Source organism: Streptomyces sp. NPDC027672 (assembly GCF_055566335.1).
In genome coordinates this window covers 96799-111833 of the sequence record NZ_JBVHSO010000004.1, presented here as the reverse complement: position 1 = coordinate 111833, position 15035 = coordinate 96799, and the positions used below count along the sequence as shown (strand labels likewise).

Sequence of the window (15035 nt, the reverse complement as noted above, 5' to 3'; positions counted from 1 at the left end):
GAAAACGTACTCCCCGGGGCAGGGGGAGCGGGGTACGGACGGGCGCGGGAGCGTCCGCCGCCGTCCGGGCCGGGCGCCGAGGGGCCCGGCCGCGACGTCACGGTGATGAATTCGCTCACTCCCCGGGAACGGGCATGGCGGAACGGGCACCGGGCACCGCGTAGTTGAGGGGCAAAGACGGGTAACCGACCTGTCCATCCGGCTGCACCGCCGACCGTCGGCGGAGTACCCTTCCTTGATCGTTGAGACGGGAAAGGCCCGGGGGGCGGAAGGCGGTGCACGGGTGGGCTCGGGAGGGCTGGAGCTGCCTCCTGGTGACGAGGGTCACGAGGGGAACTCCACAGACATCCCGCCCGGCGCGGTGTCCCTGGCCCGGCCGATGGACGCGGGGTCCATCGGACCGGAGCTGGACTGGGACGCCGACGCCTGGCGCGAGGTGCGCACCCGCGCCCAGCGGGCCGGCCGGGCCTACATCTGGCTGAACCTCGTCGAACAGCGGCTGCGCGCGGTCGTGGCCGCCGTGCTGCGGCCCGTCTACGAACCCGTCCACGGCGACGAGTGGGTGGTGGCCGCGGCCGGCCCGGCCGGACAGGAGTGGGTGCAGCGCGCGGTCGCCGTGCGCGAGGTCAGCCGCCGCAAGGGCTACCTGCTCGACCCGGCCGACGACAACGTGCTCAGCTTCCTCACGCTGCCGCAACTGCGCGAGCTGGTGGTGCAGCACTGGCCGTGCTTCGAACCGTACTTCGACGAGCGCCGGGACCTCGAACTCGCGCTCGACGAGCTGGAGGTGACCCGCAACGTCGTCTCCCGCAACCGGGCCCTGTCCGAGGCGGTGCTCGGCCAGGCCGAGCGGGCCTCCGCCCGGCTGCTGGAGATGCTCGGCGCGGGCGGGGACGTGCCCTCGGCCCGCCGGCTGCCCGTCGACGCGGTCGAGGACCTGGTGGGCGACCGGTACGCCGACGTCGTCGCCGTCCACTCCGACCGGGTGCGGCTGCTGCGCCGGTTCCCCGCCGAGGACATCTTCGGCGGCGCCCGCCGGCTCGACGCCATCGGCATCGGCCTGAACCTGCTGGTGCAGAACTTCTCCGGGCGCCGCCTGGTCCGGCTCGCCGAGACCGGCTGCCGGGTGCGGCTGCTCTTCCTCAACCCGGCCTCCAGCGCGGTCAAGCGCCGCGAGCGGGAACTGGGGATGAAACGGGGCGAACTGAGCCGCTCGGTGGAGATGAGCATCCTGCACATGCGCCGGGTGCGGTCCCGGCTGCGCGACCCGGGCGCGTTCGAGATCCAGGTGTACGACGAGACGCCCCGCTTCACCGCCTACCTGGTGGACGGCGACGGCGCCGACGGCATCGCCGTGGTGCAGTCCTATCTGCGCGGGGCGCGCGGGATGGAGTCGCCGGTCCTCGTGCTGCGCAACGGCAGCCGGCTGGTGAAGCCGGACGATGCGGGCGAAGCGGGTCTCTTCCCGACATACCGTGAGGAGTTCGAGCTGACCTGGGCGGATTCGCGCCCGGTGTCCTGACCCTTCGGGACCCCGTGTGACGGCGGCCGGCGGTGGATTGTCAGTGCCCCGTGCGAGGGTGGAGGCCACTGGGGGAACGCACCACCAAGAAGGGGGGCCGCCGATGGGCTGGCACCGGGAGCTGCTGATCGGCTTCGACCTGGAGACGACCGGGACCGATCCGCGCGAGGCACGCATCGTCACGGGCGCCGTCATCGAGGTCAGAGCCGGCGAGCCTGTGGGGCGCCGGGAATGGCTGGCCGATCCGGGCGTGGAGATCCCGGCCGACGCGGTCGCCGTGCACGGCATCAGCACCGAACGCGCGACGGCCGAGGGCCGCCCGGCCGACCAGGTGGCCGACGCCATCGCGGACGTCCTGACGGGGTACTGGCGGACGGGCGTCCCGGTCGTGGCCTACAACGCGGCCTTCGACCTCACCCTGCTCGCGGCCGAACTGCGCCGGCACGGCCTGCCGTCGCTGACCGACCGGCTGGGCGGCGCCGACCCGGCGCCGGTCGTCGACCCGTACACCATCGACCGCTGGGTCGACCGCTACCGCCGCGGCAAGCGGAACCTGGAAGCGGTGTGCGCCGAGTACGGCATCGTCCTCGGCGCGGCGCACGACGCCACCGCCGACGCCCTCGCCGCGGCCCGGTTGGCCTCCGCGATAGCCGGCCGGCACCCGAAGATCGCGTCGCTGGGCCCGGCGGAACTGCACCGCCACCAGATCGAGTGGTACGCGCAGTGGGCGGCGGACTTCCAGGCGTTCCTGCGCCGCAAGGGCGATCCGACAGCCGTGGTGGACGGGGCCTGGCCGCTCAGGAAGACGGCGGACGAGCGGGTCTGAGGGCCCGTCCGGCCCGGTGCGCCGGCCCCTGAGGCGCCGGGCGCCTCAGAACGGGTACCACCGGACCGTCTCGTCCCCGTCCCGCAGCGACGCCACCCGCCGCCGGAACTCGGCCAGCGCCCCGGGGTTGGACGGCGCGTGCTGGGCCACCCACGCACAGCTCGCCGTCTCCCGGGCGCCGCGCAGCGCCGCGCAGCCGTCCCACTCCCGCACGTCCCAGCCGTAGGCGCCGGTGAAGGAGTCGTACGCCTCGGCGGGCAGCCCGTACCGGTCCCGGGACAGGGCCATCACCACCAAGTCGTGCTCGCGCAGATCGGCGGAGAAGGTCTCCAGATCGGTCAGGACCGGCCCGTCCGGCCCGATGTGCACATTGCGCAGCAGCGCGTCACCGTGGATCGGCCCCGGCGCCAGACGCGGCGTCAGCGCCGCCGCGCGGGCCGCGAAACCGTCGCGGCGCTCCCGCAGATAGGCCGCGTCCTCCGGGTCGACGGCGTCGCCCGCGAGCCGCAGCCAGCGCTCCACGCCGCCCAGCAGATCGCGGGCCGGCAGCGCGAACGCGGGGGAGTCCAGGGCGTGCACGAGCCGCAGCAGCGCGGCCAGGTCCCGCGGCTCGGCGGGCCGTACGGCGTCCGGCAGCCGGTGCCACACGGTCACCGGGTGGCCGTCCACGAGCAGCGGCTCGGGCTCGGCCGCCCGCACCGCCGGCACGTCCGCGCCGGCCAGCCAGGCGGCGACGGCGAGTTCCCGTGCGGCCCGCGGCAGCAGCTCGGCGTCCCGGCCGACCTTGGCCACCAGGCCGCCGGCGGCGAACACCGCGTTCTCGCCCAGGGCCAGGAGCCGCGCCTCCCGGGCCGGGCCCGGCAGCACCTTCGCCGCGGCCAGTACGTCCCGCGCGCGTGCCTCGTCCATCGTCCTGCCTCCGTGCCGTCTTCCCGTGCCGTCCCTGGGCCCGCCGCGGCCGCGGGGCGCGGGCGGCGCCCGGCCAGTCTCGCATCCGCACCGGCCGCCCACCGCGCGTGGTCCCCCGACGGGAGAGCGGGCCTTCACGGCCACGAACCCGCAGACCGGGGCGGCCCACCGGCGCGCCCGGACCTTGAAGGAGCCTCCCGCTCCGGACGTACCGCGGCCACGGAAAAGAATTAGACGAGACGTATCGTCTCGCATACTGTCGACGCCATGACCCCGGAAACCGCACCCGCCCACATCGCCATGTTCTCCATCGCCGCCCACGGCCACGTGAACCCGAGCCTGGAGGTGATCCGGGAACTCGTCGCCCGGGGTCACCGGGTCACCTACGCCATCCCGCCGGCCTTCGCCGACAAGGTGGCCGCCACCGGTGCCCGCCCCGTGCCCTACACCTCCACCCTGCCCGGCCCCGACGCCGACCCCTCCGCATGGGGCACCACCCTGCTGGACAACGTCGAACCGTTCCTGGACGACGCGATCCAGGCGCTGCCCCAGCTCGTCGCGGCCTACGCCGGCGACACACCCGACCTCGTCCTGCACGACATCGCCTCCTATCCGGCCCGCGTCCTCGCCCACCGCTGGGGCGTCCCGGCGGTCTCCCTCTCCCCGAACCTCGTCGCCTGGGAGGGCTACGAGGAGGAGGTCGCCGAGCCGATGTGGCGGGAGCCGCGGCAGACCGAGCGCGGACAGGCGTACTACGCCCGGTTCCAGGCGTGGCTGACGGAGAACGGCATCACTCAGCACCCGGACCCGTTCACCGGCCGCCCGGCACGCTCCCTGGTGCTCATCCCCAAGGCGCTCCAGCCGCACGCCGACCGGGTGGACGAACGCGTGTACACCTTCGTCGGCGCCTGCCAGGGCGACCGCGCCGACCAGGGCGACTGGCAGCGGCCCGCCGGCGCGGACAAGGTCGTGCTGGTGTCGCTGGGCTCGGCCTTCACCAAGCAGCCCGGCTTCTACCGGGAGTGCGTGCGCGCCTTCGGCGACCTGCCCGGCTGGCACGTCGTCCTCCAGGTGGGCCGGCACGTCACCCGGGCCGAGCTGGGCGAGGTGCCGGACAGCGTGGAGGTGCGTGACTGGGTGCCGCAACTGGCGATCCTGCGCCAGGCCGACCTGTTCGTCACCCACGCGGGCGCCGGCGGCAGCCAGGAGGGGCTGGCCACCGCGACACCGATGATCGCCGTACCGCAGGCCGCCGACCAGTTCGGCAACGCCGACGTGCTCCAGGGCCTCGGGGTGGCCCGGAAGCTGTCCACCGAGGAGGCCACCGCCGACCGGCTCCGCGCGGCCGCCCTCGCCCTGGTGGACGACGCCCGGGTCGCGCACCGGCTCAAAGAGATCCAGGCGGAGATGGCCCAGGAGGGCGGCACCCGGCGGGCGGCCGACCTCATCGAGGCCGAACTGCCGGTCCGCGGACGGCCGTAGCGCGCGCCGGCGGACGGCGCCCGCGGGCGCGGCGGATGGCCCCCTCGCGGGCGCGGCGGACGGCGGGCCCCGGGCACGGCCGGCGGCGGCGCCTTGCCGGTGTGCCCGCCGCCCCCGCCCGTTCCGACCAGCGGAGACCGGCCCTGTGACGGCGGCACTCGTGGGGCGAGTCGCGGGTGCGTGCCGAGACCGATCCGGCCCGCGCTCATCGGCGGAAGCCGCGTGCGGCCCGTCCCGACGCGGGCGCGCGGCCCTCGCGCCGGCCCCTCCGGGGAACGACGGCCGCGTCCGCGTGCCCGCGCGCGGCCGTGACGGAGCGAACGCCTGCGCCTGCTGCGCGAGTTGGCTGAAAAGCGACCCTCGGCGCCCGGTCGGCGCCCCCGGCTGTGACACGGCGGCCCCGGCGGACGCAGAACCAGACGTCGCCGCGGTCCGACGTCACAGGGGAACGCCGGACCGCGGCCGCCTTGACCACACACCCGCCCCGCGCTGGTCCGGCTCACCGCACCACGCGCCGAGCCCTCGCGCTGTTCCCAGGGTGCAGCGCACGGACGGCCGAAGGGGAGCGCACGAGCGTGGCGGGCAGGCCGACACCGACACCACCGCGACACCCCGCGCACCGGCACCCGGGCGCCACCATGCGCCCCGGCCCGGCCGAAACCGCGCGCACCGGCCGTACCCCCCGGCGACCGGCCGGACACCCTCGTCCGCACCACGGACGACAGGCCGGTCAACGGACATCACTCACCCGGACGGGTGACGATTTTCAGCCCTCTCGGCGCCACTGTCACACCAGGGCGGCCCGCAAGCGAGGACAGGACACGAGCACCCACCCCTAGGGAAACGCCAGAGGTCCCGCCGGTCCGGCGGTCAGGCGCCGAGCACCGCCAGGGCCGGCCGCCGGGCCGCGTCGTACCGCTCCAGCAGCAGCCGGGCGACCTCCGGCGCCGCGCCCAGGACGTCGGCCAGCACGTCCGCCCCGGCCGCGCCGCGCGCGATGCGGTCCGGCAGGAAGCCGGGAGCCAGGACGTACGGCGCCACGGCGACCCGCTCGCAGCCGAGCCGCCGCAGCTCCCGCACCGCGTCCTCGGTGCGGGGAAGGGAAGCGGAGGCGAACGCAGGCCGCACGGCGCACCAACCGGTGTGCCACCACTCCCGCGCGATATCGGCGATCACTGCGATCGCCTCCGGGTCGGAGGACCCCGCCGAGGCCAGCACGACCCCGGTCGAGGACTTGTCGGCGGGTGTCAGCCCCGCCTCGTACAGCCGCCGTTCCAGCGCGGACAGCAGCAGCGGGGACGGGCCGAGCACCTCGGCCTGCCGGATCCGCAGCCGCGCCGGCGCCTCCCGCAGCACGGCCGGGATGTCGGCCTTGGCATGGAACGCGCGGGTCAGCAGCAGCGGCAGGGCGACCACGTCCCGCACGCCCTCCGCCGCCAGCGACTCCAGCACCCCGTGCACCGACGGGACGTTGAAGTCCAGGAAACCCGTCTCCACGCGCAGGCCGGGCCGCAGCGACCGGACCCGCTCCACGAGGGCGTGCACGGTCGCGGCGTGCCGCGGATCACGGCTGCCGTGGGCGATGACGAGGAGAACGGGCCCGGTACGCACGGTCGCTCAGCTCTTCACCAGCAGGCCGCGGCTGCGCAGCACCCACCGCTCCAGCGGACTGAAGATCAGCAGGTCGATCGCGATGCCGACGAACAGGATGAGCAGGATCGCCTCGAACACCATGGCCATGTCGCTGGCGGTGCGGCCGTTCTCCAGCAACTGGCCCAGCCCCACGCCCAGGTCGGGGAACTGGGCGATGATCTCGGCGGCCATCAGCGAACGCCAGGAGAAGGCCCAGCCCTGCTTCAGACCCGCCACATAGCCGGGCAGGGCGGCCGGCAGCGTGATGTGCCAGATGCCCTTCGCGCCCGTCGCGCCCAGCGTCCGGCCCGCGCGCAGGAACAGCGGCGGCACCTGGTCGACACCGGACACCAGACCGTTGGCGATGGACGGCACCGCGCCGAGCAGGATCACCGCGTACATCATGGAGTTGTTCAGTCCCAGCCAGATCACCGCCGGCGGCACCCACGCCACCGACGGCAGGGACTGGAGCCCGGACAGGATCGGGCCGATCGCCGCGCGCACGAACGACGCCCGCGACACCAGCAGACCCAGCGGCGTGCCGATGACCAGCGCGAAGGCGAAGCCCAGCAGACCGCGGGAGACACTGGTCCAGATGTAGCCGAGCAGGTCGCCCTTGAGCCAGGCCTCCTGGAAGGTGCTGCCGACCGCGCCCGGCGAGGGCAGCTTCGTCGGGTCGTCGACGACCGGGTACAGCAGGTACCAGGCGACGAGGACCACCGCTATCGCGATGACCGGCGGCAGGATCTTGTTGACGAGGGTGTGGCGCAGGGTCGGCCGGCCGGTGGCCGCGGTCTCCAGCGCGTCCAGGCCCGCCTCGACGCTCCCGGCGTCCTGGACCGGTGTCGCCTCAGTGCTGGCCATGGCGGCGGATCTCCCCTCGCAGTACTTCGGTGATCTCAAGGGACAGTTCGGCCACGGGCGCGTCCTCGATGCGGCGCGGCTGCGGGATGCCGACGCGCCACTCGCGCGCGATCCGGCCCGGACGGGAGGACAGCAGGATCACGCGCTGCGCGAGCCGCACCGCCTCGCGCACGTTGTGCGTGACGAACAGGACGGACAGCCCCGTCTCCGCCCAGATCCGGGTCAGTTCGTCGTGCAGCACGTCCCGGGTGATGGCGTCGAGCGCGGCGAACGGCTCGTCCATCAGCAGCAGACTGCTCTCCTGCGCCAGCGCGCGGGCCATCGCCACGCGCTGGCGCATCCCGCCGGACAGTTCGTGCACCCGCTTGCCGTACGCGCCCTTGAGCCGCACCAGTTCGAGCAGCTCCTCGGCCCGGCCGCGCCGCTCGGCCTTGGGCACGCCCCGCAGTTTCAGGGCGAGTTCGATGTTCTTGCCCGCGGTCAGCCACGGGAAGAGGGCGTGTTCCTGGAACATCAGGGCCGGCCGGCCGTCCGTGGTGATGGAGCCGGCGCTCGGCCGGTCCAGGCCGGCCACCAGGTTCAGCAGCGTGGACTTGCCGCAGCCCGAGGCGCCCAGGAGGGTGACGAACTCACCCGGTGCGACATCGATGCTGATGTCGTCCAGGACGAGCTGCTGCCCGCCCGGTGCCGCGAAGGACTTCGAGACGTGCTCAAGGCGTGCCGCGAACTCGACGGTCTCGTCGGCCTTGGCGAGGGTCGTGGCCATGGTCGTCACCTCCTGGGGACGCGTCGGGACAGGCGTCAGCTGGTGCCGAGACCGGCGGCGTCGACCGTGGGCCGGCCGGCGGCCTTGAGGACCTTGTTGAGGATCGACAGGTCGTAGATCCCCTTCAGGTTCGGCTTGTCCAGCAGGCCGGCCTTGACCGCGTGCGCGGCCTCGGCGTCCAGGGTGGCGGCCAGCGGGTCGTCGGTGAACTGGATGGACTTCCAGGCCGGGTCCAGGACCTTCGCCGGGAGCGCCTTGCCGGAGGCGGCCTCCAGCCGCTTGTTCGCCGCCGCCTTCGCCTCGTCCGGGTGGGCGTTGATCCACTGGTTGGTCTCGACCGCCGCCTTCAGCACGGCCTCGACCGCCTTCGGGTGGTCCTTGAGGAACTCCTGCCGCACGATGATGTTCGTGATCACGAACTTCTTGTCCGGCCACAGCGTCGACTCGTCCAGGAGCACCTTGGCGCCCTCGGCGACCAGCTTCGACGCGGTCGGCTCCGGCACCCAGGCGCCGTCGACGGAACCGGACTTGTAGGCGTCCGGGGTGATCTTGTTGTCCGTGCGGACGACGGTGACGTCGCCCTTGCCGCTCTGCGCGTCGACCTTCCAGCCCTGGTCGGCGGCCCAGTTGAGGAACGCCACGTCCTGGGTGTTGCCGAGCTGGGGCGTGGCGATCTTCTTGCCCTTGACGTCCTTCAGGGACTTGATCTTCGCCGGGTTGACGACCAGCTTCACCCCGCCGGAGGCCGAACCCCCGATGATCTTCAGGCTCTTGCCGTTCGACTTGGTGTAGCCGTTGATGGCGGGCGACGGGCCGATCCAGCCGATGTCGATGGAACCGGAGTTGAGGGCCTCGATCTCGGACGGCCCGGCGTTGAAGATGGCGGGCTTCACCGCGGTGGCGCCCAGCTCCTTCTGGAAGAAGCCCTTCTGCACGCCCACCAGCGCGGTGGCGTGGGTCAGGTTGCCGAAGTAGCCGATCTTGACGGAGTCGAGTCCGTCGGTCTTCTCGGCCCCGGCGGCGACCTTGGTCGTACCGTCGTCCTTGGACTCGGAGCCGTAGCCGCAGGCGGCCAGGGTGAGCAGGGGGAGAGCGGCGATCGCTGCTATGCCGCGGCGCAGGAGCGATGAGCTGTTGGCAGGCACGGGAGGGTTTCCTCTCGTTGGCCCGGCGGTCACGGTCTCTCAGGTCGTGGCCGGGAATTCGGCTGAGGTCTTCGTCGCAACCGGGACGTCGGGTGGGGGGACGGGGCGCGCAAGCGGTGCGCGTACGTCAGCGCGCACATCGTGCCACGCCGCCCTGCCCGCTCCCGAGGGCTCCGCTGCCGACGCGGCCGCCCTCCTTCGCGAACGTCGAATAGACGTCGGTCGTCCTCATGTCAGAAGTCCCAGGCGTCGTCGTCGGCCGCATCCAGGACCGGCGCGGGCGAGGCGAACGACTCGCCGACCATGCCGGCGGTGAGCGTGGTGCCGTCGGCCGGGTCGATCAGGATGAACGAGCCCGTGCGCCGCGAGTCGGCGTAGGAGTCCACCGGCAGCGGCTCGGCGGTACGGATCTTCACCCGGCCGATGTCGTTGGCGACGAGCTGTCCCGGGTGCGGGTGCAGGGACAGGTCGTCGAGCGTGAGCCGGGACGGGATGTCCTTCACGATCGCCTTGACCGTGCGGGTGCCGTGCTTGAGCAGCACCCGGTGGCCGATGGTGAGCGGGGCGTCGGCGACATGGCAGACGGTCGCCTCCACGTCCTGCGTGGTCGCCGGGGCGTCCTTCGTCGGCACGATCAGGTCGCCGCGCGAGACGTCGAGGTCGTCCGCCAGCAGGACCGTCACCGACTGGGTCGTCCAGGCGACGCCGACCGGCTTGCCCAGCAGGTCGATGCCGGTGATCCGGGTGGTCCGCCCGGACGGCAGGACGGTGACCTCCTCGCCGACCCGGAAGGTGCCGGCCGCGATCTGGCCCGCGTAGCCCCGGTAGTCGGGGTGCTCGGCGGTCTGCGGCCGGATCACGTACTGCACGGGCAGCCGCGCGTGGCAGTGCGCCAGGTCGTGGCTGACCGGCACGGTCTCCAGGTGCTCCAGCACCGTCGGGCCGCCGTACCAGTCCATGTTCGCGGACGGCTCCACCACGTTGTCGCCGGCCAGCGCCGAGATCGGGATCGCGGTGACCTCCGGGACGCCCAGCTCGGTCGCGTACGCCGTGAACTCCTCGGCGATTGCGGCGAAGACCCGCTCCTCGTACCCGACGAGGTCCATCTTGTTCACGGCGAGGACGACGTGCGGGACGCGCAGCAGGGCGGCGATGGCGGCGTGCCGGCGGGTCTGCTCGACCACGCCGTTGCGGGCGTCGACCAGGACGACCGTCAGTTCGGCGGTGGACGCGCCGGTCACCATGTTGCGGGTGTACTGCACATGGCCGGGCGTGTCGGCGAGGATGAACCGGCGGCGCGGGGTGGCGAAGTAGCGGTAGGCGACGTCGATGGTGATGCCCTGCTCCCGCTCGGCGCGCAGGCCGTCGGTGAGGAGGGCGAGGTCCGGGGCGTCCTGGCCGCGGCTCGCGGAGACCCGCTCCACGGCCTCCAGCTGGTCGGTGAGGACCGACTTGGAGTCGTGCAGCAGCCGTCCGACGAGCGTGGACTTGCCGTCGTCGACGGAGCCGGCGGTGGCGAACCGCAGCAGCGTGGTGGCCGAGAGCGCCTCGGTCGTGGTCGTGCTCATGCTTAGAAGTACCCCTCGCGCTTGCGGTCTTCCATCGCGGCCTCGGACAGCTTGTCGTCGGCGCGGGTCGCGCCCCGCTCGGTCAGCCGGGACGCGGCGATCTCGGTGATGACCTTCTCGATCGTGTCGGCGGCGGAGTCGACGGCGCCGGTGCAGGACATGTCGCCGACCGTGCGGTAGCGCACCCGCCGCTTCTCCACCGTCTCGCCGTCCTTCGGCCCGCCCCAGCCGCCGGCGGTCAGCCACATGCCGCCGCGCTGGAACACCTCGCGCTCGTGCGCGAAGTAGATCTCCGGCAGCTCGATGCCCTCGCGGGCGATGTACTGCCAGACGTCCAGCTCGGTCCAGTTGGACAGCGGGAAGACGCGGACGTGCTCACCGGGGGCGTGCCGGCCGTTGTACAGGTTCCACAGCTCGGGGCGCTGACGGCGCGGGTCCCACTGGGAGAACTCGTCGCGCAGGGAGAAGACGCGTTCCTTGGCGCGGGCCTTCTCCTCGTCGCGCCGGCCGCCGCCGAAGACGGCGTCGAACTTCTCGCTCTGGATCTTCTCGGTGAGCGGGAGGGTCTGGAGCGGGTTGCGGGTGCCGTCGGGACGTTCCTTGAGCACACCGCGGTCGATGTAGTCCTGGACGGAGGCCACATGGAGGCGCAGCCCATGTGCGGCCACCACACGGTCCCGGTACTCGAGGACTTCCGGGAAGTTGTGTCCTGTGTCCACATGCAGCAGGGTGAACGGCACCGGCGCGGGCGTGAACGCCTTCAGCGCCAGGTACAGCATGACGATGGAGTCCTTGCCGCCGGAGAACAGGATCACCGGGTTCTCGAACTCGCCCGCCACCTCACGGAAGATGTGCACCCCCTCCGACTCCAGGGCGTCCAGGTGCGACAGGGCGTACGGGCTCTCCGTGCCGTCCTCCGGCTTGGCGGCCGCGGTCATGCCAGTCCCCTCTCGCTCAGCAGGGCGTACACCGACGCCGCGGACTCCTGGACCGTCTGGTGCTGCGACTCGATCCGCAGATCAGGCGTCTCGGGCTCCTCGTACGGGTCGTCGACGCCGGTGAGCCCGGTCAGCTCGCCCGCGGCCTGCTTGGCGTACAGGCCCTTCACGTCCCGCACGCTGCACACGTCGACCGGGGTGGCCACGTGGATCTCCAGGTACGGCGTCCCGTTCTCCGTGTGCCGCTTGCGCACCGCCTCCCGGCTGTCCGCGTACGGCGCGATCACCGGCACCAGCGCCGTGACGCCGTTGCGGGCCAGCAGCTCGGCGACGAAACCGATGCGCTGCACGTTGGTGTGCCGGTCCTCGCGGGTGAAGCCGAGGCCCGCCGAGATGAACTCGCGGATCTCGTCCCCGTCGAGCACCTCGACGCGGCGGCCCGCGGCGCGCAGCCGGCCCGCCAGCTCGTACGCGATGGTGGTCTTGCCCGCGCTCGGCAGACCCGTGAGCCAGACGGTGGCTCCGGTCGTCACGTGGTTCTCCTGAATCGAGTCGTTCGTCATCCGTGCAGTCCGCACTCGGTCTTGGCGCGTCCGGCCCAGCGGCCGGCCCGCGCGTCCTCGCCCTCCAGGACCCTGCGGGTGCACGGGGCGCAGCCGACGGAGGCGTAGCCGTCCATCAGCAACGGGTTGGTGAGGATGCCGTGTTCGGTGATGTACGCGTCCACGTCGTCCTGGGTCCAGCGGGCGATCGGCGAGATCTTGACCTTCCGCCGGTTCTCGTCCCAGCCGACGACCGGGGTGTTCGCCCGGGTCGGGGACTCGTCCCGGCGCAGGCCCGTCGCCCACGCCTGGTAGTTCTCCAGCCCCTCGTCCAGCGGCCGCACCTTGCGCAGCCTGCAGCACAGATCGGGGTCGCGGTCGTGCAGCGCGGGGCCGTACTGCGCGTCCTGCTCGGCGACCGTCTGCCGCGGGGTGAGGGTGATGACGTTGACGTCCATCACGGCCTCGACGGCGTCCCGGGTGCCGATGGTCTCCGGGAAGTGGTAGCCGGTGTCCAGGAAGACGACGTCCACGCCCTTGCGCACGCGCGAGGCGAGGTGGGCGACCACGGCGTCCTCCATGGAGGAGGTGACGCAGAACCTCTCCCCGAAGGTGTCCGCCGCCCACCGGAGGATCTCCAGTGCGGAGGCGTCCTCCAGCTCACGGCCCGCCCGCTCGGCGAGCGCCTTCAACTCCTCGTCCGTACGCTCTCGCTGAGCAGTCGTCATATCCGCTCATCCCCTCCGTGGTCGGCTCGCTGGAGTCCCCGGGCGAGCAGCCCGAGGAACTTCAGCTGGAATGCGCGGTTGCACGCCCCGCATTCCCAGGCCCCATGTCCCTCCTCGTGCGGACGCAGGTCCTCGTCGCCGCAGTAGGGGCAGTAGAACGGCGTGGCCCGTTCGCTCACGACAGCGCCTCCTCGGAAGCACGCTCGGCCCAGGCGGCGAACCGCTCGCCGGCCGTGCGCTCGGCCTGGAAGCGCTTCAGCACCCGCTCGATGTAGTCGGGCAGTTCGTCCGACGTCACCTTCAGGCCGCGCACCTTGCGGCCGAAGCCCGGCTCCAGGCCGAGGGCGCCGCCCAGGTGCACCTGGTAGCCCTCCACCTGCTCGCCCGCGTCGTTCAGGACGAGCTGGCCCTTGAGACCGATGTCCGCGACCTGGATGCGCGCGCAGGCGTTCGGGCAGCCGTTGAGGTTGATGGTGATCGGCTCGTCGAAGTCCGGCAGGCGGCGCTCCAGCTCGTCGATCAGCTGGGAGCCGCGCTGCTTGGTCTCCACGATGGCCAGCTTGCAGAACTCGATGCCGGTGCAGGCCATGGTGCCGCGCCGGAAGGAGGACGGCCGGGCCGTCAGGTCCAGCGCCTCCAGGCCCTCGACCAGCGACTCCACCTTGTCCTGCGCGACGTCGAGGATGATCATCTTCTGCTCGACGGTGGTGCGCACCCGGCCCGAGCCGTGTGCCTCGGCGAGGTCGGCGACCTTCGTGAGCGTGGCGCCGTCGACCCGGCCGACCCGCGGCGCGAAGCCGACGTAGTACCGGCCGTCCCGCTGGCGGTGCACGCCGATGTGGTCGCGCCACTGCTGCACCGGCTGCTCGGGCGCGGGCCCGTCGGTCAGCGCGCGCCCCAGGTACTCGTCCTCCAGCACCCGGCGGAACTTCTCCGCGCCCCAGTCCGCGACGAGGAACTTCAGCCGGGCGCGGTTGCGCAGCCGGCGGTAGCCGTAGTCACGGAAGATGGAGATGACGCCCTCGTAGACGTCCGGGACCTCGTCGATCGGCACCCAGGCGCCGAGCCGCACGCCCAGCTTGGGGTTGGTGGACAGGCCGCCGCCGACCCACACGTCGAAGCCCGGGCCGTGCTCGGGGTGGCGTACGCCGACGAACGCGACGTCGTTGATCTCGTGCACCACGTCCAGCAGCGGCGAGCCCGAGATGGCCGTCTTGAACTTCCGCGGGAGGTTGGAGTACGCCTTGTTGTTCAGGACGCGGCGCTTCATCTCCTCCAGCGCCGGCGTGGCGTCGATGATCTCGTCCTCGGCTATGCCCGCGACCGGGGAGGCGATCATCACGCGCGGGGTGTCGCCGCAGGCGGTCACGGTGGACAGGCCCACGGCCTCCAGGCGCTGCCAGATCTCGGGCACGTCCTCGATCCGGATCCAGTGGTACTGGACGTTCTGCCGGTCGGTGATGTCGGCCGTGCCTCGCGCGAACTCCTGCGAGATCTCGCCGATGACCCGTAGCTGCCGGGTGGTCAGCGCCCCGCCGTCGATGCGGACCCGCAGCATGAAGTAGCGGTCGTCCAGCTCCTCCGGCTCCAGGATCGCGGTCTTGCCGCCGTCGATCCCGGGCTTGCGCTGGGTGTAGAGCCCCCACCAGCGCATCCGGCCGCGCAGGTCGTTCGGATCGATGGAGTCGAAGCCGCGCTGGGAGTAGATCGTCTCAATGCGTGTCCGCACATTGAGACCGTCGTCGTCCTTCTTGAACTGCTCGTTGCCGTTGAGAGGGGTGAAATGGCCGGCCGCCCACTGGCCCTCGCCGCGGTGCCGGCTCACCTTCCGGCGGGGCGCGGAGGCGTCGGGGTGTTGTGGGGTGGCGGCCATGGTTCTACGTCCTCCGGGACCGTGGGAATCAGCTGACCTGCGTCGACGCGCGCACGCGGGCAGGCGTGCGCGTCGTTGCGCAAGGAGAGGGGGGTGCGGTGTTCGCGGCGTGCTGGGCGTCAGCTCGCCGGACAGATGGCGCTGGACATGCGGCCGAGGTCGACGTGGAGCCGACTCACCAAGGCAATTCCAGTTCCGGACATGACGGAAGCGTGTCACGGGGCTCTGGACACAGTCCAG

General features: G+C 72.5%; 14 protein-coding genes and 1 pseudogene. 3 read left to right on the top strand and 12 right to left on the bottom strand.

From position 1 onward, the window contains the following. Positions 1 to 283: 283 nt before the first annotated feature. Positions 284 to 1522: an SAV2148 family HEPN domain-containing protein gene (locus ACZ4SV_RS11745; protein ID WP_365871831.1), complete on the top strand. Its 1239-nt coding sequence runs from the start codon at positions 284 to 286 to the stop codon at positions 1520 to 1522. Between the two features lie 103 nt (positions 1523 to 1625). Further along, complete coding sequence (locus ACZ4SV_RS11740; RefSeq protein ID WP_365871833.1) at positions 1626 to 2348, top strand: 3'-5' exonuclease; 723 nt, start codon at positions 1626 to 1628, stop codon at positions 2346 to 2348. Positions 2349 to 2393: 45 nt separating this feature from the next. Here ACZ4SV_RS11740 and ACZ4SV_RS11735 read toward each other — a convergent pair whose 3' ends face one another. Next, a complete protein-coding gene (locus ACZ4SV_RS11735; protein WP_468003530.1) occupies positions 2394 to 3257 on the bottom strand; it encodes a phosphotransferase enzyme family protein in 864 nt (287 codons plus the stop codon). A gap of 224 nt (positions 3258 to 3481) precedes the next feature. On the opposite strand from ACZ4SV_RS11735, the pseudogene mgt reads away from it, so the two are divergent. Then, positions 3482 to 4739 (top strand): annotated as a pseudogene (mgt, locus tag ACZ4SV_RS11730) (macrolide-inactivating glycosyltransferase); the annotation flags it as partial. Between the two features lie 870 nt (positions 4740 to 5609). On the opposite strand, the gene ACZ4SV_RS11725 reads toward mgt, so the two are convergent. The 11 genes from ACZ4SV_RS11725 to ACZ4SV_RS11675 form a co-directional block, all read right to left on the bottom strand. After that, the gene (locus ACZ4SV_RS11725) at positions 5610 to 6350 is read right to left on the bottom strand and encodes a sirohydrochlorin chelatase (protein WP_468003528.1); all 741 of its coding nucleotides are present in this window, start codon (positions 6348 to 6350) and stop codon (positions 5610 to 5612) included. Positions 6351 to 6356: 6 nt separating this feature from the next. After that, entirely contained in the window at positions 6357 to 7235 is an 879-nt protein-coding gene (locus ACZ4SV_RS11720) for an ABC transporter permease (RefSeq protein WP_365871839.1), read from the bottom strand. After that, complete coding sequence (locus ACZ4SV_RS11715; RefSeq protein WP_365871841.1) at positions 7222 to 8001, bottom strand: ABC transporter ATP-binding protein; 780 nt, start codon at positions 7999 to 8001, stop codon at positions 7222 to 7224. The genes ACZ4SV_RS11720 and ACZ4SV_RS11715 overlap by 14 nt, the downstream gene beginning before the upstream one ends. 35 nt (positions 8002 to 8036) lie before the next feature. Beyond that, positions 8037 to 9146, bottom strand: coding sequence for an aliphatic sulfonate ABC transporter substrate-binding protein (locus ACZ4SV_RS11710; protein WP_365871843.1), 1110 nt, complete (start codon positions 9144 to 9146; stop codon positions 8037 to 8039). A 233-nt stretch (positions 9147 to 9379) separates the two neighbouring features. Next, complete coding sequence (locus ACZ4SV_RS11705; RefSeq protein ID WP_365871845.1) at positions 9380 to 10714, bottom strand: sulfate adenylyltransferase subunit 1; 1335 nt, start codon at positions 10712 to 10714, stop codon at positions 9380 to 9382. Positions 10715 to 10716: 2 nt separating this feature from the next. Then, the gene (gene cysD / locus ACZ4SV_RS11700; protein WP_468003524.1) at positions 10717 to 11652 is read right to left on the bottom strand and encodes a sulfate adenylyltransferase subunit CysD; all 936 of its coding nucleotides are present in this window, start codon (positions 11650 to 11652) and stop codon (positions 10717 to 10719) included. Continuing rightward, positions 11649 to 12185, bottom strand: a complete 537-nt coding sequence (gene cysC, locus ACZ4SV_RS11695) for an adenylyl-sulfate kinase (protein ID WP_365871849.1) — start codon at positions 12183 to 12185, stop codon at positions 11649 to 11651. Before cysC ends, cysD begins: the two co-directional genes overlap by 4 nt. Positions 12186 to 12211: 26 nt before the next feature. Beyond that, entirely contained in the window at positions 12212 to 12922 is a 711-nt protein-coding gene (locus ACZ4SV_RS11690; RefSeq protein ID WP_468003521.1) for a phosphoadenylyl-sulfate reductase, read from the bottom strand. Further along, positions 12919 to 13101, bottom strand: coding sequence for a hypothetical protein (locus ACZ4SV_RS11685; protein WP_468003519.1), 183 nt, complete (start codon positions 13099 to 13101; stop codon positions 12919 to 12921). Before ACZ4SV_RS11685 ends, ACZ4SV_RS11690 begins: the two co-directional genes overlap by 4 nt. Then, positions 13098 to 14795, bottom strand: a complete 1698-nt coding sequence (locus ACZ4SV_RS11680; RefSeq protein WP_397943073.1) for a nitrite/sulfite reductase — start codon at positions 14793 to 14795, stop codon at positions 13098 to 13100. Before ACZ4SV_RS11680 ends, ACZ4SV_RS11685 begins: the two co-directional genes overlap by 4 nt. A 119-nt stretch (positions 14796 to 14914) precedes the next feature. Beyond that, a complete protein-coding gene (locus ACZ4SV_RS11675; RefSeq protein WP_318298835.1) occupies positions 14915 to 14998 on the bottom strand; it encodes a putative leader peptide in 84 nt (27 codons plus the stop codon). Positions 14999 to 15035 lie beyond the last annotated feature (37 nt).

Coding starts and splice junctions, on each gene's coding strand:
- ACZ4SV_RS11705 (WP_365871845.1), bottom strand. CDS start 10,714: ATGAGCACGACCACGACCGAGGCGCTCTCGGCCACCACGCTGCTGCGG.
- ACZ4SV_RS11740 (WP_365871833.1), top strand. CDS start 1,626: ATGGGCTGGCACCGGGAGCTGCTGATCGGCTTCGACCTGGAGACGACC.
- ACZ4SV_RS11675 (WP_318298835.1), bottom strand. CDS start 14,998: ATGTCCGGAACTGGAATTGCCTTGGTGAGTCGGCTCCACGTCGACCTC.
- ACZ4SV_RS11690 (WP_468003521.1), bottom strand. CDS start 12,922: ATGACGACTGCTCAGCGAGAGCGTACGGACGAGGAGTTGAAGGCGCTC.
- ACZ4SV_RS11720 (WP_365871839.1), bottom strand. CDS start 7,235: ATGGCCAGCACTGAGGCGACACCGGTCCAGGACGCCGGGAGCGTCGAG.
- ACZ4SV_RS11715 (WP_365871841.1), bottom strand. CDS start 8,001: ATGGCCACGACCCTCGCCAAGGCCGACGAGACCGTCGAGTTCGCGGCA.
- cysD (WP_468003524.1), bottom strand. CDS start 11,652: ATGACCGCGGCCGCCAAGCCGGAGGACGGCACGGAGAGCCCGTACGCC.
- ACZ4SV_RS11680 (WP_397943073.1), bottom strand. CDS start 14,795: ATGGCCGCCACCCCACAACACCCCGACGCCTCCGCGCCCCGCCGGAAG.
- ACZ4SV_RS11735 (WP_468003530.1), bottom strand. CDS start 3,257: ATGGACGAGGCACGCGCGCGGGACGTACTGGCCGCGGCGAAGGTGCTG.